Annotated in this window: 20 protein-coding genes; 10 read left to right on the forward strand and 10 right to left on the reverse strand. The window is 47.6% G+C overall.

The features are described from left to right. Positions 1-93 precede the first annotated feature (93 nt). Positions 94-480: a hypothetical protein gene (locus ACEW9I_RS18245; RefSeq protein ID WP_373541756.1), complete on the forward strand. Its 387-nt coding sequence runs from the start codon at positions 94-96 to the stop codon at positions 478-480. Positions 481-738: 258 nt separating this feature from the next. Then, positions 739-1017 (forward strand): hypothetical protein, encoded by a 279-nt coding sequence (locus ACEW9I_RS18250; protein WP_373541757.1) that lies wholly within the window; start codon positions 739-741, stop codon positions 1015-1017. A 220-nt stretch (positions 1018-1237) separates the two neighbouring features. Here ACEW9I_RS18250 and ACEW9I_RS18255 read toward each other — a convergent pair whose 3' ends face one another. Together ACEW9I_RS18255 and glcD are read right to left on the reverse strand one after the other, a co-directional pair. Continuing rightward, entirely contained in the window at positions 1238-2038 is an 801-nt protein-coding gene (locus ACEW9I_RS18255) for an MOSC domain-containing protein (protein ID WP_373541758.1), read from the reverse strand. A 55-nt stretch (positions 2039-2093) separates the two neighbouring features. Further along, the gene (gene glcD / locus ACEW9I_RS18260) at positions 2094-3563 is read right to left on the reverse strand and encodes a glycolate oxidase subunit GlcD (RefSeq protein WP_373541773.1); all 1470 of its coding nucleotides are present in this window, start codon (positions 3561-3563) and stop codon (positions 2094-2096) included. Positions 3564-3825: 262 nt separating this feature from the next. On the opposite strand from glcD, the gene ACEW9I_RS18265 reads away from it, so the two are divergent. Next, positions 3826-4467: a Crp/Fnr family transcriptional regulator gene (locus ACEW9I_RS18265; protein ID WP_373541759.1), complete on the forward strand. Its 642-nt coding sequence runs from the start codon at positions 3826-3828 to the stop codon at positions 4465-4467. Between the two features lie 393 nt (positions 4468-4860). On the opposite strand, the gene ACEW9I_RS18270 is transcribed toward ACEW9I_RS18265, so the two are convergent. Further along, positions 4861-6075 carry a bifunctional sterol desaturase/short chain dehydrogenase gene (locus ACEW9I_RS18270; RefSeq protein ID WP_373541760.1) on the reverse strand — a complete coding sequence of 405 codons (1215 nt, stop codon included), beginning with the start codon at positions 6073-6075 and terminating at the stop codon, positions 4861-4863. A gap of 102 nt (positions 6076-6177) precedes the next feature. Continuing rightward, positions 6178-7311, reverse strand: coding sequence for a cob(I)yrinic acid a,c-diamide adenosyltransferase (locus ACEW9I_RS18275; protein WP_373541774.1), 1134 nt, complete (start codon positions 7309-7311; stop codon positions 6178-6180). Between the two features lie 291 nt (positions 7312-7602). Here ACEW9I_RS18275 and ACEW9I_RS18280 point away from each other — a divergent pair, with 291 nt between their 5' ends. Continuing rightward, a complete protein-coding gene (locus ACEW9I_RS18280; RefSeq protein WP_373541761.1) occupies positions 7603-8874 on the forward strand; it encodes a valine--pyruvate transaminase in 1272 nt (423 codons plus the stop codon). A gap of 339 nt (positions 8875-9213) precedes the next feature. Here ACEW9I_RS18280 and ACEW9I_RS18285 read toward each other — a convergent pair whose 3' ends face one another. From ACEW9I_RS18285 to ACEW9I_RS18295, 3 genes are all read right to left on the reverse strand, one after another. Continuing rightward, positions 9214-9417, reverse strand: a complete 204-nt coding sequence (locus ACEW9I_RS18285) for a hypothetical protein (RefSeq protein ID WP_373541762.1) — start codon at positions 9415-9417, stop codon at positions 9214-9216. A gap of 645 nt (positions 9418-10062) precedes the next feature. Next, positions 10063-10710, reverse strand: a complete 648-nt coding sequence (locus tag ACEW9I_RS18290) for a response regulator transcription factor (RefSeq protein ID WP_373541763.1) — start codon at positions 10708-10710, stop codon at positions 10063-10065. 564 nt (positions 10711-11274) lie between these two features. After that, positions 11275-13014 carry an ABC transporter ATP-binding protein gene (locus ACEW9I_RS18295; RefSeq protein WP_373541775.1) on the reverse strand — a complete coding sequence of 580 codons (1740 nt, stop codon included), beginning with the start codon at positions 13012-13014 and terminating at the stop codon, positions 11275-11277. A 199-nt stretch (positions 13015-13213) separates the two neighbouring features. Here ACEW9I_RS18295 and rplI point away from each other — a divergent pair, with 199 nt between their 5' ends. Both rplI and dnaB read left to right on the forward strand, forming a co-directional pair. Continuing rightward, entirely contained in the window at positions 13214-13672 is a 459-nt protein-coding gene (rplI, locus tag ACEW9I_RS18300) for a 50S ribosomal protein L9 (protein ID WP_373541764.1), read from the forward strand. 388 nt (positions 13673-14060) lie between these two features. Then, positions 14061-15407: a replicative DNA helicase gene (gene dnaB, locus ACEW9I_RS18305; protein WP_373541765.1), complete on the forward strand. Its 1347-nt coding sequence runs from the start codon at positions 14061-14063 to the stop codon at positions 15405-15407. An 83-nt stretch (positions 15408-15490) separates the two neighbouring features. On the opposite strand, the gene ACEW9I_RS18310 is transcribed toward dnaB, so the two are convergent. The 3 genes from ACEW9I_RS18310 to ACEW9I_RS18320 all read right to left on the reverse strand — a co-directional run bounded on the left by ACEW9I_RS18310 (position 15491) and on the right by ACEW9I_RS18320 (position 18840). Further along, positions 15491-16330: a Uma2 family endonuclease gene (locus ACEW9I_RS18310; protein WP_373541766.1), complete on the reverse strand. Its 840-nt coding sequence runs from the start codon at positions 16328-16330 to the stop codon at positions 15491-15493. A gap of 347 nt (positions 16331-16677) precedes the next feature. Continuing rightward, positions 16678-17718: an NAD(P)-dependent alcohol dehydrogenase gene (locus ACEW9I_RS18315; RefSeq protein WP_373541767.1), complete on the reverse strand. Its 1041-nt coding sequence runs from the start codon at positions 17716-17718 to the stop codon at positions 16678-16680. A 105-nt stretch (positions 17719-17823) separates the two neighbouring features. After that, positions 17824-18840, reverse strand: coding sequence for a zinc-binding alcohol dehydrogenase family protein (locus tag ACEW9I_RS18320; RefSeq protein ID WP_373541768.1), 1017 nt, complete (start codon positions 18838-18840; stop codon positions 17824-17826). A 240-nt stretch (positions 18841-19080) separates the two neighbouring features. Between ACEW9I_RS18320 and ACEW9I_RS18325 the strand changes: the two genes are divergently transcribed. From ACEW9I_RS18325 to ACEW9I_RS18340, 4 genes are all read left to right on the forward strand, one after another. Then, positions 19081-21021 (forward strand): M48 family metalloprotease, encoded by a 1941-nt coding sequence (locus ACEW9I_RS18325; protein ID WP_373541769.1) that lies wholly within the window; start codon positions 19081-19083, stop codon positions 21019-21021. Between the two features lie 55 nt (positions 21022-21076). Continuing rightward, positions 21077-21928, forward strand: a complete 852-nt coding sequence (gene folP / locus ACEW9I_RS18330; protein WP_373541770.1) for a dihydropteroate synthase — start codon at positions 21077-21079, stop codon at positions 21926-21928. A gap of 208 nt (positions 21929-22136) precedes the next feature. Beyond that, positions 22137-23051, forward strand: a complete 915-nt coding sequence (locus ACEW9I_RS18335) for a bifunctional riboflavin kinase/FAD synthetase (RefSeq protein WP_373541771.1) — start codon at positions 22137-22139, stop codon at positions 23049-23051. 205 nt (positions 23052-23256) lie between these two features. Continuing rightward, entirely contained in the window at positions 23257-23985 is a 729-nt protein-coding gene (locus ACEW9I_RS18340; protein WP_373541772.1) for a TerC family protein, read from the forward strand. The last annotated feature ends 185 nt before the right edge of the window (positions 23986-24170 follow it).

The following is a 24170-nucleotide window of genomic DNA, read 5'->3' on the forward strand; positions in this document are numbered from 1 at the left end:
GTCAACTTGTCGGTACATGAGTATTAACACCTTGGACTAGGCTTTAGACCGATCTTAGCTAATTTTCTGGGACTTCGCTCTTCCCGTTATCGATTGAATTCGTCTCCCTTCGCGGGTTCTAGTCTTCTTCAGCAAGCCCTATCTAAAGACAACCACCTCGTTACCGGAGACACCACCAAAACCGCCAACGATGCCTTTGAAGTCGCATTGCTCGACACCAACACCTTCAACCCCCTAGCAGGAACATCCATCGGCTTAAACCACACCGACTCCCTCCTCAACATCCAAGCCAACGGCACCATCTTTCATAGCGATAAAGTCACCATCACCGCTCTAGGTAACAACAGCAGCATCGTCACCATCGATCTCACCCAAGTCACCACCACCACTCAAGCCACCCTCTACTTCAACCTCTTAGGATTCGGAGCCAAAACCAGCACCGTCACCATCGACGACGTAAAACTCTTCACCTACAAGTAGACCCCAAATCCCAACTACATTGGGAATGACAGCTTCACCTACCTTGGTTTCGGTTCTGACGGACAGATCTCCAATCTCGCCACCGTCAACATCACCATTACAGGCGTTACCACCACGATCGTGCGGTTTCCACCATATCCAAGTCCTCAAAAAATACGGTTTCCTGTGTCTGGCTGACGCTAGCTTTTTGCAGTCACGGTGCTATAGTGTTAAACGAAACCGCTAGTCGGTTCAAAAATTAAGTGTGAGGAAATTTTAATGAACTGGAAAATTTTAGCGATCGCTGCTGGTCTATCTTTGTCGGTCGGTCTGACTGCTTGCAACAAAGAAGCTGCTGCTCCTGACGCTACCAAGACTGAGACTACAACAACAACTTCGCCTGCTGTCACCGAAACGAAGCCCGCTGACACTACTAAAAGCGAAACCAAAACTACTGAAACTAAGACTACTGAAACCAAGCCTGCTGATGGTGCGATGACTGCTCCTGATGCAAGCAAGACTAACACTACCAAGACTACCGAAACTAAAAAGCCTTAGTCATCGCTAGGATCGATTCTCGAATAGAATCGATCGAGTCTTATTTCAACCCCATCGCCATCAGGATCGGTACTGACTCACTTGGAGTAGCCGATTTTGGTGGCGTTGTTGATGCGGTAGTAAGTGGATGGTGAATGGTGAATAGATGTAGGGTGTGTTAGCGTTGGCGGAGCCGCGCCGAGAGGTAATAGCCGCATCAGCACCAATGAATGTAGAGCACTCAGTAAACGATCGCCACATCGCCAATCATCAACAACTTACCTGCCTCAGAGCGGGGAATCCGAGTATTGAGAGCCAATCGATAAAAATGATTGAATCTGGCTGCATGTATTTCAGCCGGAAGTGTCTGTTGACGCTGCTGGCTAAATATCTGTTGAAACTTCGCACTCACAGCACCACTGAGCGAATCACGCGTGGGCACTATACAGCGTTGACATGGATTGATACCCTCAAATTCCACCTCCCCCACTCGGAACTTGACGACAGCTCCAGGTGCGCCAAATAACCGATCTTCCCAAAAAGCTGGAACGCCACTTACTTCTAAATTGGTTCTAAATCTCCGGCGGGCTTCGTCCAAATCTAAACCTGGAAACCAACCACAAACCATCTTCAAGGTCGCGGTACTAATAATTGTCGGTCCGTAAGCATCTGGGTCATCTGGGAACCCGTGAGTGGCATTTTCGATGAGGCTCACGGCAAAGCCAAAGAACTGACTCAACCATCGGGCTAAGGCAATTGGTTCGGTAGTCAGGCAAAATGTATAAATCGTCGGATCTGCGGCAGTGGCGAGACTAATCATCGGTCGATCTCGATCGACTAGGTTAAATTGACTGCGGAGTTGCTGAATTTTGACCGTGCGTTTAGCATTGACAACTTTGCCCCGCTCATCGACAATCGCCCACCGTCTGTCGTATTCTAACGCACCACCTGCGGAAATTTGGGTGCGCTCCACTACCATTCCATCCAGCGATTTGACTGGATAGATCGCGATCTGCGCTAGCGTCGGTTGGATATTACTCACGATAAATTCTAGCTGCTGACAAATTTCCCCCTAAAGCCTACAACCTAAAGCCTCTCTAATACTGCTCGATCGCGGTAAACTTATGACCGGACTTGGCTGACTCGCCACAGGTGCGCGGCGTGGGGATAATTTTGCCTGGATTGGCGAGTTCCTTGGGATTGAATACTTGACGTACCCATTGCATCGTCTCTAGATCTGTCTCGGTAAACATCTCCGACATGTAGCAGCGTTTGTCAGCACCGATGCCATGTTCGCCCGAAATACTCCCGCCAACTTTGACACAGAGCTTGAGGATTTCCCCGCCCAAGGCTTCTACTTGCTCTAGTGCGCCAGCCACGGAGTTATCGTACAAAATCAACGGGTGCAGATTGCCATCGCCAGCATGGAATACATTGGCGACAAAATAGCCATACTTTTCGCCCAGGATTGCTATTTCTTGAAGCACGTAGGATAGCTGCGTGCGGGGAATGACCCCATCTTGGACATAATAATCGGGACTGATTTTGCCCATCGCCGCAAAGGCGGCTTTGCGCCCCTTCCACAGCCGCAGTCGTTGTGCTAGCTCCGTGGCGACTTCGATCGATCTGGCTCCGTTCTCGCGGCAAATTTCAGCAATACTGACTTGATTGGTCGCAACTTCGATCGCCGAGCCGTCGATTTCGACCAGCAGAATGGCAGCAGCATCGCGGGGATAACATTGAGTAGCGACAACATCTTCAACAGCGTTGATGCTGAAATTGTCCATCATCTCAATTCCGGCGGGGATAATTCCTGCACTGATGATGCCGGAGACTGCGCTCCCTGCGGCTTCAACGCTGGCAAAATCGGCGAGGAGGACGCAGATGGATGCGGGCGTTTTGAGGATTTTGAGGGTGATTTCGGTAGCGATACCGAGAGTACCTTCAGAGCCGACAAATAAGCCCGTCAGATCGTATCCAGGCATTTCGCCGATCTCGCCACCGACTTCGATAATTTCGCCACTGGGAATTACCAATTTCAAACCGAGGACGTGGTTGGTTGTCACCCCATACTTGAGACAGTGTACGCCCCCAGAGTTTTCAGCAATATTACCACCGATCGAACAAATGACCTGACTCGAAGGATCTGGGGCATAATAAAAGCCGCCGCCACTGACAGCCTGAGTCACCCAGTTGTTGATAACGCCAGGTTGGACTACGACGCGCTGATTGTCCAGATCTACTTTGACGATTTGATTCATCAATGATGTGACAATCAATACGCAATTTTCGACAGGTAATGCGCCCCCAGACAACCCCGTACCCGAACCCCGCGCGATCCAAGCAATATTATTTTCATCACAAATTTTCACAGCGGCGGCTACTTGGGCAGTCGTTTTGGGCAAAATTACTAGAGCTGGACGTTCGCGATAGCTAGTCAACCCATCGCACTCATAAGTCATCAATTCCTCTCGCCGCTGAATGATGCCTTTGATACCGACGACTGCTGTGAGTTGTGCAATAATCGGTTTCCAGTTACGTTGTGTAGGTCTGTCTGTCAATAGCATCTGCAATAAGGGGGATAGTGCTGGGATAACGTTTGCGACTGGATCGATCGATAAAAAGTATTTAGGTGTACCGTTTTGCTGCAAACGAGTTGACCATCCACCATTTACCTATATCTTACACTCTTTCCCCTAGTAGTCTCATTACAAGCTGGTGGGCTAGCTATCAACTGTCAACTGTCAACTATCAACTAGCCTTAATCTCTCCATTACCTGAACTTTACCTTGACCGAGTAATCTAAGTTCAGATTTTGGAGCGAAAATTATGCTGTCAATCGTTCAAAGTACAGAACTAGACTACTCACACCAACAGCATCAACCTTCCGTCCTCAATAAGCGACTGTATTTTCATGCCAAAGGCGATGAAATTCCATTGTTTCCAGAGGGTGTGTGGCAAGTTACCCAGGGACTGGTGCAACTGAGTGCTAATTATGAAGATGGAGAGCAGGTATTATTTGGATGGGCGGCTACTGGAGCGTGGTTTGGGACTCAAGGATCGGATACTTTAGATTATCAAGCGATCGCGTTATCGCCTGTCTACCTCAGGTGGCTGCGTCTGGATGAGATTGAGAGTTCGATGCGATTGTCGCAGTTGTTGCTCCCGCAATTGGCAAAGCGGATGCGTCAAGCGGAGCTGTTGCTGATTATCAATGGGCGCAGACATACCGTCGAAAGGCTCAGAGGTTTGTTGTCTTTGTTGCGTGCGGAGTTGGGTGAGATTTTGCCCGAGTGTCAGACGCGGATTAATTATAAGTTTACCCATCAACAGTTAGCTAGTGCGATCGGCACTACCCGCGTCACCGTCAGTCGAATGATGGCTCAGTTTCAAACTAAAGGCTATCTGACACTCGATCGTCACCGCCATCTGATCTTGGATAATAGTTACTTTAGCAATATCGGTAGTTAAATAGTTGACAGTTGCGGATGCTGTTCAGGCGGAGGATACCTGGCGCATGTGTTACACCAGCGGCTCGCGATACGTAGGCTCTGCCGAGGGTTTGCGGATGCTGTTCAGGCGGAGGAACCCTGGTGCATGTGTTGCACCAAGCAGCGAGACAAGACAAGCAGACAGTTGATAGTTGACAGCGAATTACGCGTCATAGAGGTTTCCTCCAAATTTGTTAACTATAGAAAGAGTAGGGGCAATCCGAATTTCCCGCTTCCATGTGTGCTGGCGATCGATCGCTTATTCAACGATCTACTCTTCTAGGATACAAGGGGCAATTCATAAATTGCCCCTACTCTTTCTATGAGATCGCTCCTTTGGTGCGACCTCATACCCCACTTTTGCAGAGTATGATTATTTTGGGGCAACTCGTTCAGCTCGATCGCTATGCTGAGGTAGCTCGATCGCCACTTTGGGACTTTTAGTAAATGCTCGAAAATAGAGAGATTGACATAACTCCTTGAGCGGGAACAATAGATAAGTCAGCGGATTAATCGTCACGATGATATCTCGAAAATCACGTTTGGCTAACCAGATAATTGCCCGAGCGACCCAACTTGCTGACATCACACCATAGGGGTTGAGCTGACTCTTGAAGGGACCTAATACTAGTTTGCGAATAATACAGGGAGCGTCCAATCGGCGCAGGGTCACTAAGTCACCGAGGGTACGTTTGGACAATTCATATAAGGGACTAAAAGCTGGATTTACTTCGGCTTCAGAGGTATTGATCCAGAGTTCTTTGGTCGCGCGTTCGTGCGATCGCGTTACTGTACTTAGAAATAATTCGGTCAGTCTGAGCGTGGAAAAAGTATTAGTTTCATAAGACTGATAAACTGCTGTGGGAGAGCGATCGCCGTACACATTCACGCCATGATTGACGATCAGAATATCTACTCCTTGGAGGTGAGCTAGCAATTCTGATTCCGCTCCTAGCTCCCAGTTCAAGATCGTCGTCCCCGCCCTAAATACTGCGGCGGAATTGGTAGTAATTGCGATAACTTTTGCACCTTGGCGAGATAATTCGGCCACCAATCCTTGCCCGAGCGCACCACTAGCACCAGTGACCGCCACTACCTTACCTTTGATTGACAAACTCGTACCAATAATCCGATCGACTGACGTAAAATGTCCGGCAAAATAAGCATTAGTTTCATCAAAATGATGTCGCCAATGATAGGTACGATTTACCCGCCATAGTGCGGGAATCCCGTCTAAATCGCCAGGTTTGTGACTGAGATCTGTGGCGAGTAACATCCCTTGCGATCGCAATACTGCGGGAATCAAGAACACCACTGAATAAATACACCCCATCCACAGCCCTGGATTGTGAGTCAAAATCGCGATCGCAGCCGTCAACCCCACCATGCACAGGGCTTCTGGCACATCATTATACAGTTGGGACTTTTGATAAGTCTCCATATTGGCGATCGAGAAATCCCGCCGATAGGCTTTGTGATGCAGCAGGTGAAACTGTTTAATCGGTTGCCAATAGTGTCCGGCGATATGATAGATGTCCCTGATTACTTCCGCGTACAGGATCGAGATAATTCCTAAGATAAATTGCATGGTTAGTTGATTCAATGGCAGTTAGTGGATGGTGGATGGTGGATGGTGGATGGTGGATAGTGGATGGTGGATATTGAATAGTGGCTCGCAACTGTCAACTATCTAAAAATCTACCCCTCTTCTGAGATCGACACCGCGATCGGCATAATGTTTGTGACAGATCATTTCCGAGTGGACGCTGGCAATATTAAAATAAGCTGGCGTATTGAAACAGCGTCCGGTGATAATTACCTGCGTATCTGGGGGTTTGTTGGTGAGGGTGCGGACGATCGGTTCTTGGGGGAGGAGATCGAGGTCTACAGTGGGGTTTAATTCGTCGAGAATGACCGTCTTATAGAGTCCCGATGCGATAGCACTACTGGCGATTTCCCAGCCCCTTTGTGCCTCTACAAAGTCGATATCTTGTTGCTTCCCGCGCCAGACGATCGCATCACCGCCACAGCGATGGTGATCTACTAGTTGGGGATAACTTTTTTTCAAGGCATCGATCGCGGCATCTTCAGTATACCCAGTCCCACCTTTGAGCCATTGGACGATCAGGACGCGGTGGGATCGATCTTGACTGATGCCTTTGCCGATCGCTTGGAGTGCTTTGCCCAGGGCACTTGTAGACTTACCTTTCCCTGCACCTGTATAGATTTCGATCCCTTCAATCCCTTGCGCTGCTGCTTCGGGATGATGGTGCGCTCTCATTTCGGAATGGAGATCGGCGATCTCGATTAGAGCTGGGGGTGCATCACGTCCGGTGACGATGACTTCGAGATGGGTGGGTTTGGATTGGAGCAGCTCGACGACTTCGGCAATGGGGAGTAAGCCCAGATCGAGAGTGGGATTGAGTTCGTCGAGGACGATTACTGAGTATAAGTCCGAATAAATTGCACCTTTGGCTACCGCCCACGCTCGACTGGCTTCAGCGCGATCGAAATCGATAATTTCATCCTTGCCAAAATATTCGGAACGTCCCGTGCGGACGCGATCGATCAAATGTGGGAAACTCTTTTGCAGTGCAGCGATCGCGGCATCCTCATCATAATCCCGTTCCGACCCCTTCAAGAACTGAAGCAACAAAATCCGAGTATCCGCACCTGCTTCAATCCCCAATCCGATCGATCGCAATACTACCCCTAATGCTGCTTGGGATTTGCCTTTGCCCGCCCCATCATAAACGTGAATTTGACCCGTTGCACGTTCTTGGCGTTTGGTTGCCGTCCGAATCCCAATCCCCACTCTACTCACTGAAATTTTACTCCTAATTGATTTAGTTATTGCCCGTCGGATTGCTGTACTCATAGCTGAGTCATTGACACTCAGCAGTATATTTCAAATCTGTAGCAAACTAGACAAGATGCTGCTAATGTACGCCCAGACACCGCCGGAGGCGATCGCCTCCGCAGATCGATCGCATCAACCAGACTGACACCGCTCAATGATTATAGACAACTTAATCGGCTGGTTGTTTATAATAGCCTTAACATCTGCTGCCCCTCTACAGAGGCTGCGCCTCAGCCACATCACCAACTGATAACTATGAACCTCGCACTCTCTCAAATCGGTACCCAAATGTCTAACTTGACTGGTGTGCGCGCCATCATGAAAGATATCCAAGCAACTCTCACCGCTAGCAAAGGGCAGGAGTTTATCAATCTCAGTGCGGGTAATCCGGTCATCTTGCCGGAGATCGAGCAGATGTGGCGGGATTATACGATCGAGTTATTGGAGAGCAAGGATTATGGCGAGGTAGTCTGTCGGTATGGCTCCAGTCAGGGCTATCAACCCTTGATCGACGCGATCGTCACTGATTTCAATCATCGCTACAGCCTCAATTTGACCGCTAGAAACGTCCTCATCACCCCTGGCAGTCAAAGTTTGTATTTTTATGCGATGAATGCCTTTGGGGGGCAGACAGCAGGGGGACAGCTCAAGCAAGTAGTGTTGCCGCTGAGTCCCGATTATACGGGCTATGGGGGGATGGCGATCGTGCCAGATTCGGTGCTAGCTTATCAGCCAACTTTGGATATCGATGCTGCCAATCATAGTTTCAAATACCGACCGGATTTTAGTCAGTTACAAATCGGTGAAGATACTGGCTGTGTCTTGTTTTCACGCCCCTGCAATCCGACGGGAAATGTCTTGACAGATGAAGAAGTCCAAAAGATCGTGGCACTTGCGGCTACTTATGACGCACCTGTATTGATCGATTCTGCTTATGCACCACCGTTTCCCAGTCTAAATTTCACGGAGATGACGCCGATCTTTGGTGACAATATCTTGCACTGCATGAGCCTGTCCAAAGCCGGACTACCAGGGGAACGCATCGGTATCGCCTTGGGTGGTGAAAAATTCATCGGAATTTTGGAGTCATTTCAGACCAATATGTGCATCCACTCCTCGCGCTACGGTCAAGCGATCGCGGCGAAAGCGATTGCTAGCGGTCGATTGGCAGATTTAGCAACTACGGTGATTCGCCCCTATTATCAGCAAAAGTTTGCTGTCCTAGAAGCAGGCATCAGCAAGTTTATGCCCCAAGATCTACCCTGGTATCTCCATCGGGGCGAAGGCGCAATTTTTGCATGGATGTGGTTCCAAGATCTCCCGATTACTGATTGGGAGCTATATGAAGCTCTCAAACAAGTCGGGATTATCGTCGTCCCAGGTAATTCATTCTTCCCTGGCTTGCGCTCAGACTGGGCGCACAAGCAACAATGTATTCGGATCAGTCTAACTGCAAGCGACGCGGAAATCGATACCGCGATGGAGCGATTAGCGGCAGTGGTTACGGAAGTTTATCGGGGGAAGTAGATAGCAGTGGATAGATTTGTATGTTGGGTAGCGGATGCGCGCACGCCTTTGTTTCCCGACGGTTTGCGGATGCGCGCTCTGGAGGTTTCCTCCAGGCTTAGCGCACCAAGCAGCGACCCAAATCGCGCTGTAGGCGAGCGGAGCGAGACGTGTCGCTAGACGGTTCCCTCAGCGTGCGTTTGGGTCAAGACAGCGCACCAAGCAGAGTGAAGCGAAACCCAACAGCACCAATATCGATTACCTCCGGTATGCTGTGCGATCGAAAGTCTCAATCGATCGTGTCGTTAACGCTGGGGTTGTTGGGTTTCGCGGGCTTCAACCCAACCTACAAATCTACAATTAGCTTTCGATCTGTTCTGTTGGTAGATAATTAGATTTGTATAATAATCTCGCGCGGCGTTGTTTGAGTAAATCTGCGTCTGCTAATGCGATCGCTTCATCTAACATTAGATTAGCTAAATCTAACTGACGACAAGCCTCTCTTAAATTAGCGATGGATTTAGCTCTTGTTTCAGGATCGGGAATTCTAAATTGGGTATTCATGATTAATTCCAGTTACGTTGAATGTCCTGTAGGCTGGCAATACTGGTATCGATAGAAGTTTAATTTCGCGGGGTGGGCACTGCCCACAGCACCATTATCGATTTAGTAATATACATATTGAGGTGTTGAATATCGATCGATTAGTGAAGAGATTGCGAGCGAATCAAGCAGTCTAAACTCTTATTGCTTCGGCTCTGAATGGTCCGTGGGCATTGCCCACCCTACGTTTCTATCGGCTCTAGTGACAGCTATAATCCTAACTTCCAAAATACAACAGTACCCACATGGATAGAATTCCTTCAATCTCCAACACCATTTAACCTCAAAATCGAGATAACCGATCTCCCCACCTGACAACTAGCCGAAGGCACCATCACCGGATACGATACCAACGGTTGCCCCAACGGAGGCACCCTCACCCGTGCGCTCAGGTGCAGGCTTCGCCAACGACACCGACGGCAACGGACTCGGCTGGTTCATCGATATCACCCCCGACGACAACGCCGAATTCGACCAAAATCTCACCACCACCGCCACCTGAAAATTTGATAATGATGGTAACGATTCTGTCATTCTGTTGAGGTCGTTGGGTTTCGCGGGCTTCAACCCAACCTACAATTTGCTCCCTACTCTCTACCCTCTACCCTACGCCATTCTCGTTTCGATCGCCCAGCGTGCCAACTCCGTCCGATTGCTGAGTCCAGTTTTACCGAGCATATTGGAGACGTGACTTTCGATCGTGCGTTGACTGACATTCATCTGGATGGCTATTTCCCGATTTGCGAGTCCTCTAGCTACTAGTTGGACGACCTTGACTTCGGTGGGAGTGAGTTCGACAGTAGCCGGAACTTGAATCGGCGAACTATCGTCACCCATTGCATCGGTATGTAGCAACAATCGATGTGTTTGTTTGAGCGATGATTCGACTTGGGCGACGAGTTCTTCTGGCTCGAATGGTTTGACCATATAGACATCAGCACCCAAGTTGAGACCCTTGATCCGATCTTGACTTTGACCCCGAGCGGAGAGAAACAACACTGGAATCCAGCTCGTGCGCGGATCTTGGCGGACATTTTCGATCAGTGCATAGCCATCCATCTCTGGCATCATAATGTCACAGACGATCATATCAGGGAGATCTTGGGAAAGCAGGTGTAGAGCTTCTTTCCCATTGTCGGCGGTCAGTACCTCATAGCCTCGAAACTCTAAATAATCCCTAACTAATAAGATGAGATTGGGGTCATCATCGATTAATAGTAGTCGCTTGCGGTCTTTTCCACCAACTGCTTTCATAATCTTCTGACTAGAGTTAACCGGATTGTAACGATCGATAATGTGGCTTTAACCACCCAATGGGTGAGATATTCAGCGAGTATTCAACTTAATTTACACAAAATAGCCTTCGGGAGAAAGATATCATTGTTACTTTGTCGATAAGCACTGGCACTGTTGGGCACGGATTTACTAGATTTTAGATCCTAATCGATCGATCCATCAGGTATTTATTGTCTGTAAATCTGCTACTATCTACCAAATGATAAAGCTATTGTAAGTTCAGTTCTTGACATCAGCAGTTGTAACCAAAATAATTCAAACCGCAGGTGTCTATAGATAATACTCCAAGATTGCGATCTTTTACCAGGAACTAGGCTTTAGGATTTAGGGATTAGGGATTAGGGATTGTCGCAATCCTCAACCAGATTCTTGAGACATCTTGGTGCGTTACGGCTTGCGCCTAACACACCCTCCATTTTTAGGCTGTAGAGATTAGGTATGAGGTGCTAGGGATTAGGTATCGGTAAACATCGGAAAATATGGATTTTCCAGTCCTAAAGCCTAACACCTAAAGCCTAAAGCCTAATGTAATAGCTCTTCCAACTGATTTTGACTGCACAACCATTGGTACAAGCCTTTCTGAGCGATGAGATCTTGGTGAGTGCCTGTTTGGACGATTTCGCCTTTATCCATGACGAGGATGCGATCGGCGGTGGCGGCAGCGGATAATTGATGGGTGATGAATATTGTCGTGCGTTTTTGTCCGGTTTTGGAGAGGTTCTGGAGGATGGCGGTAGCGGTTTGATTGTCTACGCTGGAGAGAGCGTCGTCGAGGATCAATATTGGTGAATTTAACAGTAAGGCGCGGGCTAGGGCGGTGCGCTGGCGTTGTCCGCCCGAGAGGGTGATCCCGCGTTCGCCGACGATGGTATCGTATTGTTCGGGAAAGTTGAGAACTTCCCAATGGATTTGCCCGAGTTTGGCGGCTGATTCGACGCTATTGCGGTTGGCTAAAGGCTCACCATAGCGGATGTTATTCTCGATCGAGGTACTAAATAAGAAGCTGTCTTGGGGGACATAAGCGATCGCCTCACGCAAGTCGTCTAGACTCAGATTGGTGATGTCATAGCCATCGATAAATAAGCTCTGCTCGGGCACTTCTAGCAGTCGGGGGATGGCATTGGCGAGGGTGGATTTGCCCGAACCGATCGGCCCGACGATCGCGATCGTCTCACCTGCGGCAATGGTAAAATTGAGATGCTTGAGTGCGGGTGTCTCTGCGCCAGGATGAGTGTAGCTAAAGTCTCGGGCGGTAATTTGACCCTGGAGGGGTGTATCTAGGTGCAGTACACTCGGTGTATCGGCGATTTTGGGCTGGTTGAATAGGATCGCTTCGACGCGATCGATACTGACTTCACCACGCTGATAGGCGGTGATCGTAAATCCTAATAATGCCGTCGGGAAGATGAGATTTTGGGCGTATATAACCAGTGATAAAAAGCCGCCGATACTAATTTCTTGGTTGGCGATCGCTAGTCCACCCTGCCATAGTAAGACCAATAAACTAATCGATGCCAGTCCTTGAATAATCGGGAAAATTGTATTTCGTGATTCGGCAAGTTTGAGATTGGCGGTAAATAATTCCTGATTCTGCTTCCGAAAGGCACGGCGTTCGGTTTCTTCTTGAGCGTAGATTTTGATCGACGCAATCCCACTCAAATCCTCCTGAATCAACTCGCTCAGATCGGAGATCGATTCTTGCACGACTACCTGCTGATCTCGCAGTTGTCCGCTAAATAACTGCACCGCCACCAACATCAGCGGATATACTGCCAATGCCATCAGTGTCAGCTTGACATCGATAAATAACATCGCTGGTAATGTCAGCGCGTACGCAAACACAATATTCGCCGTACTCAATACCGCAAACCCGACCAACCGCGTGATATTCTCCACATCACTCGTAAACCGATTGACGAGATCTCCCACCGTCGTCGTCGCAAAATAACCTGGCTCCAACGTCAGAAGATGCTCGAAGATATTCTGCTTGAGTGTCGCTTGTACCTGTCGCCCCACTCTAAAGATGGTAATCCGCGAGATCATCCGCACCACCCACATCACCGTCGTCAATGCCACGATCGCGATCGCCAGTTTGGTGAGATAATCACTCGTAAATGAAGTCCTGAGTCGATCGATCCCTTCTCTGATCGACAGCGGGATATAAACACTCAAAGCATTGACAATAAACAGCGCAAAGATACCTTGCCCTGTTTGCCACTTGTACGGATTGAGATAGTTGAGCAGTTTTTGGAAACGAGACATCGCGTGGGGATGGAGGGACTGGGGACGAAGGGACGAGGGGACGAGGGACGGGGGGACTGGGGAATCGTTCACTATTCACCATCCACCATCCACTCCTAAAACCTAAAACCTAAAGCCTAAACCCTAGATTGTGTGATAAAATCAAAGGTTTGTGGCACTGTCTCAAATATAGCTCAGAAAGCTTGAATAAGAAATCAATATGGCAAAGCGCGTACAGTTAGTTCTCACCCAAGATGTCCGTAAACTGGGCAAAAATGGCGATTTAGTTGAAGTAGCACCTGGATATGCTCGTAACTATCTCCTCCCCCAAAAAATTGCTACCAATGTCACTCCTGGCATCCTCAAGCAAGCCGAAAAGCGGCGTGAAGTAGAGCGGTTGCGGTTATTGGCACTCAAAGAAGTTGCTCAAACTCAAAAAATCGCGATCGAAAAAGCTGGTAAGTTCTCCATTGCCAAGCAAGTGGGCGAAAATGAAGCAATTTTTGGTACGGTAACCACCGCCGAAGTCGCTGAAGTCATCAAAGAAATCGCGGGACAAGATGTAGACAAACGCGATATCACGATGCCAGATGTTGCCAAGCTCGGTACCTATAGAGCTGAACTCAAGCTTCATCCTGAAGTCGTCGTCACGATCGAGATCGAAGTCGTCTCTAAATAATCTTAGCTTCCACCGCTCGAATCAGGCTGCACCCGCAGCCTATTTTTATATCTAGAATAGCTGACTTTTTAGTATAATAATACTAAAACTATCCTAAATCAGATCCCTGGGATCTGGTGCGTTACGCTATTATAGCAACCGCCAAGGCGGTTAGGACAGCACAGCGATTAAAATCGCCGCTAGTGCTGCAAAGTCCGCCTACGCGGACTGAGATCTAGAGTGTCTTAACCGATGTGGCGACTGCTATACCTCCGGTAGGCTCCGCCAACGCTAACACACCCTACATCAAGTAATCAACTTGGAACCTAAATATTGAGCAATACTCACCCTAAAACCCAATCCTAAAGCCTAAAACCTACCCCCTACCCTCTACCCTCTACCCCCTTCCATGTCAGACACACCCAACTTTCGATCGACAAGTCTGATTCCACCGCAGAATATTGAGGTAGAGGAAGCGATTTTGGGCGGGATTTTACTCGATCCAGAAGCGATCGGACGAGTTGCCGAAAAGCTGGTACCAGAAGCCTTTTATACACCGACACATACTGATATTTACAAAGCAGCATTAGCTCTCAATAGCCAAGGTAAACCTACCGATTTGTTGACAGTTACCGACTGGTTGACAGACCAAAAACAGCTCGAAAAAATTGGCGGTCAGAATAAATTAATTCAACTCTTGGAGCGAACAGTTAGTGCTGTGAATATCGATTCACTAGCCGTGCTGGTGATGGATAAATATATCCGGCGAGAGTTGATTAAAGCGGGGACAGAAGTCACTCAATTGGGCTACGCTGCCGATCGACCGCTAGAAATCGTCCTCGATGAATCCGAGCAACAAATCCTCAATTTGACGCAAGCTAGACCCAAGCAAGGGCTAACACCGATCAAAGAAATTGTCGCGACTACCTATCAAGATATTCAAGACCGTCATGACAAATTAATTCCGCCTGGATTGACTAGTGACTTCAGCGATTTAGATGGAATGACAGGCGGCTTTCAGCGATCGGATTTGATTATTATCGCGGGTCGTCCGTCAATGGGGAAAACAGCCATCAGTTTGAATATTGCTTACAATATGGCAAGGCTACATAAGTTGCCAGTATTGGTATTTAGCTTGGAAATGTCCAAGGATCAATTGGTACAAAGATTGATCGCTAGCGAAGCTGGTGTCGATAGCAATCGCCTCCGTGCGGGGCGAATTGCGCCCAACGAATGGGATTCAGTATATAAAGCAGTAGACAGGATTTCTGAGCTGCCAATTTATATCGATGACAATGCTAGTATGATGCTGATGGAGATGCGAAGCCAAGCCCGAAAATTGCAAGCCGAGCATGGCGGAACGTTGGGATTGATCATGATCGACTATCTGCAACTGATGGAAGGTAGTAGTGATAATCGGGTTCAGGAAATCTCCAAAATTACCCGTGGCTTAAAAGGATTGGCGCGGGAATTGCAAGTGCCATTAATTGCTTTGTCGCAACTAAGTCGCGGTGTGGAAGCTAGAAATAATAAACGTCCAATGATGTCAGATTTGAGAGAATCAGGTAGTATCGAGCAAGACGCGGATCTCATTATTATGCTCTATCGCGATGCTTATTATAATCCTGATACACCCGATCGAGATATTACCGAGCTGATTATTACCAAACATCGCAATGGCCCAACAGGTATAGTTAAACTGGTATTCGATCCAGCTTTAACTAAGTTCAAGAACTTAGCACGTCCGATGAATTAGCTGACGTTTGACAATCTTCTTGACGGTGCTCAGATGGGATTGGGGTCATCTCGAATCGATCGATAGTGTGGCAATAATATCGACTAGTTTGCTGGGTAAGGGATATCCTCCGGATCGATACCTTGGGCGCGGAGGTAGGCGATTAATTTGTCCTTCTCCTCACATTCTCGATCGGCTCGTTGAGCTTCCTGCTCGGCTCGTTGAGCTTCTTGCTCGGCTCGCTGAGCTTCCTGCTCGGCTCGCTGAGCTTCCTGCTCGGCTCGTTGGCGTTCGGCTTCAATCTGTTCTACTGCCCAGGGCAAGATACTTGATGACTGGTTCCACCAGCGCAGCCAATAGCCGTTTCGTCCTTCTTTAGTTCCCGTCCAAGTACCCAAGTAGAGGTCGAGTTCTGGGAGCCAATGGCGACCATTTTCATCCGGTTGTTCTAGTTCGTACTTGCCGTTTTGGAGTCGGTACAATTCTAACAGTCCATCATGCGGCTCGAAGATGGCATAAATCGGCACCTGCAATATTTGCTCGTAAAAAAACCATTTCCCAGGGGGATAAGTGGGCTTGACTGAATATTCTCCGCCTTCGGTTGCTGAGAGAAATTCCATGACGATGAGGGGTACGTCTCCCTCTAGGTTGGGCGTGTAGCTGTTGCGATCGGGCAACTGTGCTCTGACACTAGGAACGTACAACCAATCGGGTGCCTTGATGATTAATTCTCCATTCACAGTCGCACACAGTGCGAAATTGGAAGCAATCAGCATCTGTGGTTGAATGCTTTGAGCTATTTCTAGGCTTTCTCTCAACGCGCCTGCGAGTAAGGGTTGTCCGGTATTTTCCACAGGTTCGTCTGCTAGTTGAAATCCGGCAGGCAGGGGTTCCCACTTGATTTCCAATGGCTGCCGTCGGTTAATCTTGAGTTGAGTTGTCATACGTGCAACTGTGTCGATCGATCTCTAGTTTAGTACATATTATCTAATCCGAGTCATGTTTGTTGCTTTGATAAGTACCGATGTAATCGGTTAATATTATTTAACTTGTAGATAGTAGGCAATATCGATCGAGTGAAAATCTAAATTATGGTACTTTCTCCATCAGAGGATGTCTGAAAAGGGGTGTTTGATATCGATCGCAGATCAAAATCCCCCTTTTCAGGGGGGATTTCTAGAGTTTATGCTTAAAAGAATTGACTTTTCAGACATCCTCTCAAGAAAACTCTCGTGTTGCTTCAGTCAGTGCAGAAAAGGATCGCTCATATTTTTGATGGTCGATGACCCAATTATTTTAATGTTGCCATATCGATGACAAAGCGATATTTGACATCACTCTTGACCAAGCGATCGTAAGCTTCATTAATATTAGCGATCGGGATTAGTTCGATGTCTGAGGTAATATTATGCTTGCCACAAAAATCTAGCATTTCTTGAGTTTCTTTGATGCCGCCAATCAGGGATCCGCTGAAACTGCGTCGCCCAAAAATTAGAGTACCAACACTGACGGACAGCGGGTCAGATGGTACGCCAACTTGGGTGAGATTACCATCGCGTTTTAGTAGTAAGAAGTAGGCATTGATATCATGCTGCGCGGACACAGTATCGAGAATGAAATGAAAACTATTGATGTGTTTGTTCATCTCATCCGCATTTTTGGAATTGACGACTTCATCTGCACCCAACCGCAGGGCGTCATCAACTTTATTCGCTGAAGTGGTGAAGACGACCACATGTGCGCCCATAGCTTTCGCCAATTTCACGCCCATGTGCCCCAATCCGCCGAGTCCGACGATGCCGACTTTTTGACCTGCGCTCACATTATGATGATGCAAGGGCGAATAAGTGGTGATACCAGCGCACAACAGCGGTGCGGTGGCGGCGAGATCTAAATTATCGGGAATATGCAGCACAAACGCTTCATCCACGACGATACCGTTAGAATATCCGCCGAAAGTGATGCCACCAAGGTGTTTGTCAGCAGAGTTGTAGGTAAATGTTGTGTTTGGGCAGAATTGTTCTAAGTCTTCCTCACAGTTGGCACAAGTGCGACAGGAATCGACCATACAACCGACTCCAGCTTTGTCACCTGCTTTGAATTTGGTGACGTGGGTGCCAACTTTGACTACTCGCCCGACGATTTCATGCCCAGGTACACAGGGGTAGGCGGTACCTGCCCATTCGCCACGGACGGTATGCAAATCTGAGTGACAGACACCACAATATAAAATTTCGATCTGGACATCGTGGTTGCCAACTTCGCGACGTTGAAAGTCGAAGGGTGCGAGTGGCGTTGTCGGACTTTGGGCGGCGTAAGCAAGAGTTTTCATAGATTTATGTGGGTGGGTTTAGATAACTGGAAGGGGTTAAAGAGCACAGCAATTGAAATCCAGTGCAGTGTAGAAGGAAGCAAAGAGCCTTAACGTGAACTCACGTTACTCGAAGCCTTCGAGGACGATTTTACCTCGCGCCTTACCGCTCTCAATCAGGGTGTGAACCTGCTTGAGATTGGCAGCGTTTACCTTTGTATATCTCTCTGTCATGGTCGTTTTCAGTACGCCTGCATCGACGAGGCGGGAAACTTCATTGAGAATTTTCCCCTGTTCGTCGATGTCGGAGGTGTTGAAGATCGATCGCGTGAACATCAGTTCCCAGTGGACTGATACTGACTTACGTTTAAACTTGGTAATATCGAGAGTTGCTGGATCGTCGATGAGTCCCCAGCGACCTTGAGGGGCTATTAATGCGGCGATCGCATCAAGATGTCGATCGGTTTGAGTGGTGGCAAACACAAACGCTGGCGCACCCAACCCTAGCTTAACAATTTCATCGGCAAGAGGTAAACTGTGGTCGATCGCCTGATGCGCCCCCATCTCCATGGCCCAAGCCACTGTCTCTGGGCGCGAGGCGGTAGCAATCACCGTCAGATCTGTCAGTTGACGCGCCATTTGGATCGCGATCGAACCAACACCACCAGCCCCACCAATAATCAGAATTGCTGGAGCCGCTCCAGGTACCGCCTTCCGCACGTCCAATCGATCGAACATCATTTCCCATGCCGTCAGTGAAGTCAGGGGTAAGGCGGCTGCTGCTGCCCAATCTAGGGTCTTCGGCTTCATCCCCACGATCCGCTCATCGACTAAATGATATTCGGCATTGGTACCAGGTCGGGCGATCGCCCCAGCATAAAACACCTCGTCACCAGGCTGAAATAACGTTACCTCAGAGCCAACGGCACTCACCACACCAGCAGCATCCCAGCCGAGGACTTTCCACTGGCTAGATTTAGGCTGGACGCTGCGCCGGACTTTGACATCGACCGGATTGACCGAGACAGCCTTGACTGCGACTAAAATATCACGTCCCGTCGGCGTAGGTGTCGGTAACTCGATATCGACTAGAGATCGATCGCGATCTATGTCCCCAGGTTGCTCAAAACCAATTGCCCGCATGTCTGACCTCCAGATTTGCTATGTGCTTATTTTAGTTACTCCGATCGAGTCCGTAAAGTACGCACACAACATTAAAAACTTGGGGTAATGCGATCGATATCGACTTGCATCATGTTTAGATTTGAATAATCGATCGCCTCTGGCATGGTTTGCGCTCGATAACTTGGCAGGGTATGCAAATCGCTCTCACTTACTGGGTAACTTAGTTTATAGGGGTCTTAGTCTAGTGGGAAAATAAATATGACCAATGCCAAATTTGAAGATCTAGTCAAACGCTTAGAAGTATTCGCCCGTAGACATCCCAAGAGCTATCAATTTTTAGTCGGTGCGATCGCGATCCTGGGTTATGCTTACATGATAGGAGTCGTAGCAGTGGCAATATCGCTACTGATAGTTACCATTGCTGGCTTCTTGGCAATTATCCAATTCACCAATAGCATCAATCGCATTACTTTAGGATTCTTTTTTATCATCATTGCTATTTTGATAGTGCCAATTGCTCTTGTTCTTAAAGCGATTTGGACAGCATTAACGATTAAAGTTCCCCTACCTGTGGGTTTACCGCTCAATCGCAAAGAATTTCCAGAACTAGCTCAGTTAGTAGATAGACTCGCCCACGAAATCGGCGTTAAGAATCTCAAACGGATCTTACTCGTTCCTGAATTCAATGCTTCTGTCGTACAGGTTCCCAAATATGGAGCTTTTGGGTTTGCTGACAACTATCTAACAATCGGGCTACCTTTACTCCAGAGTACTAGCCCAAAACAATTGATGGCGATCCTATCCCATGAATTCGGACATCTATCATCAAACCATTCAAAATTTGAGGCTTGGATCTATAGACTGTCGATTGCTTACTCTAAACTTTTAGACAATAGCAACTCCCAAGACTCTAGCGGAGCGATATTTAAAGTATTTTTAAATTGGTATGTCCCTTTCCTCAATGCCTACTCTTTTGTGCTGCGCCGCCGCAATGAATATGTGGCGGATAATTTTGCCGTCAAGATCGCAGGGATAAGCAGCACCGCCGATGCACTGATTTTGATTGATGTGTACGCGCTTAATCTGAATGAGCAATTTTGGTCGATAGTTTATCAAAGCGTTCACCAAGAATCCGAACCACCTCAAGATGTTTTTGCAAGGTTGGGAAGTTTTGTCAAGGAAGATATAGAGATAGCCAAGGCTCAGGATCTACTAGAGCGATGTTTGTTAGAGACAACTAATTATGCAGATACTCACCCCTGCTTACTCGACAGGTTGAAGGCAATCGGTTATGCAAATCACATTAATTTACCACCACTGACAGATCTAACGGCTGCTGAGAAATATTTAGGTAATTCTCTAGATTCTGTCACCCAACAACTCAATGATGTTTGGCATCAATCAGTTTTACCCACTTGGCAAGAACGTTATCAATATATTCAAACTTCCAAATCGGAAATGCTTCAACTACAGCAAAAAGCTCAAAATGATGGACTTACTGCGGATGAGTTTTTGCAGTTAGCTTGCTGGACTGGAGAATTCGAGGAGACTTCTGATGCAATTGGGATGCTCCAACATGGGTTAGTACAATATCCAGATCGTGCAGATTTCAATTATAATTTAGCTCTAATGTTGCTGGAAACCTCGGAAATTGCATCAGCCATTACCAACTTGGAACGAGCGATGCAACTAGAACCAGATTACATTCCATCTATCTGTGAACGACTATATCTCCTATCTTATCGAGCAAAAGATCGAAAAATTGCCGATCGCTGTCAGAGTATTATCGATCGCTACATGGAATCCCTATTAGCAGCCAGACAAGAGCGGATTAATATCGATAAAAACGATCGACTTGAACCGCATAATTTATCAACAGATGAGATAGAGCGGCTATGCGCTATCCTTGGTGGCTTTCTAGAAATAAAAAATGCCTATCTCGTCCGTAAAGATGTTAAAAACTTTGACCACAAACCTCACTATTTTTTGATAATAATTTACCATTATTCCTGGTGTAAATTTGTTGATACTGAGACAGTGCAGCCGATCCTGTATCAAAATATTTACAGCACGGTAAAATTGTCTGCCAGTCATACACTACTGATATTCGAGCGAGGAAACTATGGCAACAAAGCCGGAGTCATCAGAAAACTCAAACAGATGCCTGACGCAAGTATCTTCGATCGACGCAATCGATAATCTATCGGCTGGATTAGGATTATCTTAGATAGTATTTTGTAGAGACGATCGAATAGTGACTAAAAATTTAAAAATTCGGCACAAAAGTTTCGACTGGGGGAGTCGCACTTATATTATGGGCGTGTTGAATGTCACTCCCGATAGTTTTAGCGACGGGGGACGATTTGCGACGGTGAATGCGGCGATCGATCGAGCCGTGCAAATGGTCAACTCAGGTGTAGATATCATCGACATCGGTGGTGAGTCTACCAAGCCAGGAGCGATACCTGTAGATGCAGCCACAGAATTAGCGCGGGTAGTTCCAGTAATCGAGGGTATCCGCCAACATGCAGATCTTCAGCAGATCCCGATCTCGATCGATACTACCAAAGCCAGTGTAGCCAAAGCAGCAATCGCAGCAGGTGCAGATATTGTTAATGATGTTTCGGGCGGTCAATTTGACGCGCAAATGTTCGAGACAGTCGCGCAACTGGATGTACCTTATATCATGATGCACATGCGCGGTACGCCTGCAACGATGACCCAGATGACTGATTATGATGATGTCGTCAGTGAGATTTTAGGCTACTTTGAGGCTCAGATCGATCGAGCTGTCAAGTCTGGGATCGATCGATCGCAGATGATTATCGATCCAGGAATTGGATTTGCCAAAACCTATCAGCAGAGCATCGAAATCATTCGTCATTTAGACAGGTTTCAGGTACTAGATCTGCCGCTACTCGTCGGTGTATCGCGCAAAAGCTTCATCGGCAAGATTTTAGACCAACCCGACCCCGAACGTCGCTTGTGGGGCACCTCAGCCGCCTGCTGTGCGGCAATTGCTGGTGGTGCAGACATCTTGCGCGTTCACGATGTCGCGGAAATGGTCGATGTCAGTCGGGTAGCAGATGCCCTGTTGAGACATTAGGATCGAGATCGGATGAATTTGTCCAGTTAGCTAGAAGTAATGAGAAAATAGAAAACAGAGGTGCGTGAATCTAATCTACCTACTTCCAGCGATCTTAGATATTAGCGATAGTTGGGAAATCAGTTGCAGACCACCTCTGGTTCGATCGAGCAAAACATCAGCAACCGCAACCGATCGCACGTAGATCGCCACATAGTAATCAATAAAAGTGCAGATTAATTCAGCTCTCGATAATATCTTAACTCCGACAGCGATCGCGCTAGGGAACTTTGACGGCATTCATCGGGGTCATTTAGAGGTAATTAAGCCTGTTTTAGATTTGGCAGATGCAGGTATCTCGAAAACCGTCGTCACTTTCGATCCGCATCCACAGCAGTATTTTACTGGACAACAACGACAACTGCTCACTACCTATCCAGAAAGAGCTGCAATCTTATCGCAGTTGGGTATCCATCAAATTATTTTATTACCATTCGATCGCGAGTTGGTAAAGTTATCGCCGCAGGAGTTTGTCGATCGCATTCTAGTCCAACAATTAAACGCCAAATTTATCAGCGTCGGTGAAGATTTTCGGTTTGGCAATCAACGCGCTGGTAATGCGACAGATTTGGTAACTTTGGCGGCTGATGCTGGTATCCAGACGCGGATTGCATCGTTAGCAACGGCTGGCGATCTGCGGATTAGCAGTTCGCGAATTCGGGCGGCGTTGCTGGCTGCGGATTTAGCTGCGACTCGGGAGCTATTGGGACGATATTACTCGATCGTCGGTACGGTGGTAAGCGGACAACAAATCGGTCGATCGATCGGATTTCCGACTGCTAATCTCCAATATCTACCTGAAAAGTTTCTCCCGTGTCAGGGTGTCTACTGCGTGCGGGTAGATACCACCGCCGCCAAACAATTACCAGGCGTAATGAATATCGGCAAACGTCCGACGGTTAATGGGATAAATACCACTGTGGAAGTTCATTTGCTCGATTGGGACGGCGATCTTTACGGACAACAACTCACAGTTTACCTGCATCATTTCTTGCGATCGGAACAAAAATTCGCCGATTTGAATGCACTTACCAGTCAAATTCAAGCTGACTGTGAGACGGCGAGAATCTTTTTTCAGACGTGAAAAATTAGCGTCAGTTGAAGAGCGGGAAAATCGATTTACTCCGTTCCAGCACAGCTCTGAGGTGACCCATAAGCACCCCTACACAATTAACATTGAGCTGCCCCTGCATACCCACATTGCTAGCACAACCTAAATTTTGCTATCAATGTGGGTATCATCAATACATAGTTAGCTCAATAGTACAATTTAAGTTCTTGACGATCTGATGATTGATAAATTGCTCGATGCTCCATTAGCAGTTGGTGGCTCAACACCAATGCTACTACTAGTGTTAGTTGCCTTGGAAGCCGTATTATCGGCTGATAATGCTGTCGCTTTAGCCTCTATTTCCCAAGGGCTAGCCGATGATAAATTACGCCGTCAGGCATTGAACATCGGCTTAATACTTGCCTATATCCTGCGGATGACACTGATCCTGGCGGCTACCTGGGTAGCCCGGTACTGGCAATTTCAGGTGCTGGGTGCGGCTTATTTGCTATGGTTGGTATATCAATATTTCAGTTCCAAGACAGATGCAGATGGCGAACATCACGGCCCCAGATTCACTAGTGTTTGGCAAGCCATTCCGACGATCGCGATTACCGATTTAGCTTTTTCGCTGGATAGTGTCGCGACCGCAATTGCTGTATCAACTGATACTTGGCTGGTAATTAGTGGTGCCACGATCGGGATTATTATCCTCCGGTTTATGGCAGGGTTATTTATTCGCTGGTTGGATGAGTATACTCATCTTGAAGATGCTGGTTATGTTACTGTGGGATTAGTCGGACTCAAGCTGTTAGTTAGAGCAATATATCCCGAGCTGGAGATTCCTGAAGTATTCGTAGTTGCTACGATCGGGATTATATTTGCTTGGGGTTTTTCGCAACGGAAAGACTCGATTCTTCAGGGGGGAGGCTCTACCAACGAAAAGCTACCTGATGCTGGTGAATAGCATAATTCATCTGGGTAATTTGCTCGGCATGAAAAGAAGGCGGCATCCATTCGTGACAAGTTAAGAAGTGATCGCAGTTGTCAAGCGGGTTTGAGAAGATGGCTTAAAGAAGAATTGGTCGCCACTTCGTACATGTTCAGGAAAAGGGGCAATAATCAATTTGACGTTGGGTTTACGAATAGATT

It is taken from the genome of Chamaesiphon sp., assembly GCF_041738855.1.
Taxonomy (GTDB): Bacteria; Cyanobacteriota; Cyanobacteriia; order Cyanobacteriales; family Chamaesiphonaceae; genus Chamaesiphon.

Coding starts and splice junctions, on each gene's coding strand:
- ACEW9I_RS18310 (WP_373541766.1), bottom strand. CDS start 16,330: ATGACAACTCAACTCAAGATTAACCGACGGCAGCCATTGGAAATCAAG.
- ACEW9I_RS18295 (WP_373541775.1), bottom strand. CDS start 13,014: ATGTCTCGTTTCCAAAAACTGCTCAACTATCTCAATCCGTACAAGTGG.
- ACEW9I_RS18270 (WP_373541760.1), bottom strand. CDS start 6,075: ATGCAATTTATCTTAGGAATTATCTCGATCCTGTACGCGGAAGTAATC.
- glcD (WP_373541773.1), bottom strand. CDS start 3,563: ATGCTATTGACAGACAGACCTACACAACGTAACTGGAAACCGATTATT.
- ACEW9I_RS18340 (WP_373541772.1), top strand. CDS start 23,257: ATGATTGATAAATTGCTCGATGCTCCATTAGCAGTTGGTGGCTCAACA.
- rplI (WP_373541764.1), top strand. CDS start 13,214: ATGGCAAAGCGCGTACAGTTAGTTCTCACCCAAGATGTCCGTAAACTG.
- ACEW9I_RS18290 (WP_373541763.1), bottom strand. CDS start 10,710: ATGAAAGCAGTTGGTGGAAAAGACCGCAAGCGACTACTATTAATCGAT.
- ACEW9I_RS18325 (WP_373541769.1), top strand. CDS start 19,081: ATGACCAATGCCAAATTTGAAGATCTAGTCAAACGCTTAGAAGTATTC.
- ACEW9I_RS18265 (WP_373541759.1), top strand. CDS start 3,826: ATGCTGTCAATCGTTCAAAGTACAGAACTAGACTACTCACACCAACAG.
- ACEW9I_RS18315 (WP_373541767.1), bottom strand. CDS start 17,718: ATGAAAACTCTTGCTTACGCCGCCCAAAGTCCGACAACGCCACTCGCA.
- dnaB (WP_373541765.1), top strand. CDS start 14,061: ATGTCAGACACACCCAACTTTCGATCGACAAGTCTGATTCCACCGCAG.
- ACEW9I_RS18285 (WP_373541762.1), bottom strand. CDS start 9,417: ATGAATACCCAATTTAGAATTCCCGATCCTGAAACAAGAGCTAAATCC.
- ACEW9I_RS18320 (WP_373541768.1), bottom strand. CDS start 18,840: ATGCGGGCAATTGGTTTTGAGCAACCTGGGGACATAGATCGCGATCGA.
- ACEW9I_RS18250 (WP_373541757.1), top strand. CDS start 739: ATGAACTGGAAAATTTTAGCGATCGCTGCTGGTCTATCTTTGTCGGTC.
- ACEW9I_RS18280 (WP_373541761.1), top strand. CDS start 7,603: ATGAACCTCGCACTCTCTCAAATCGGTACCCAAATGTCTAACTTGACT.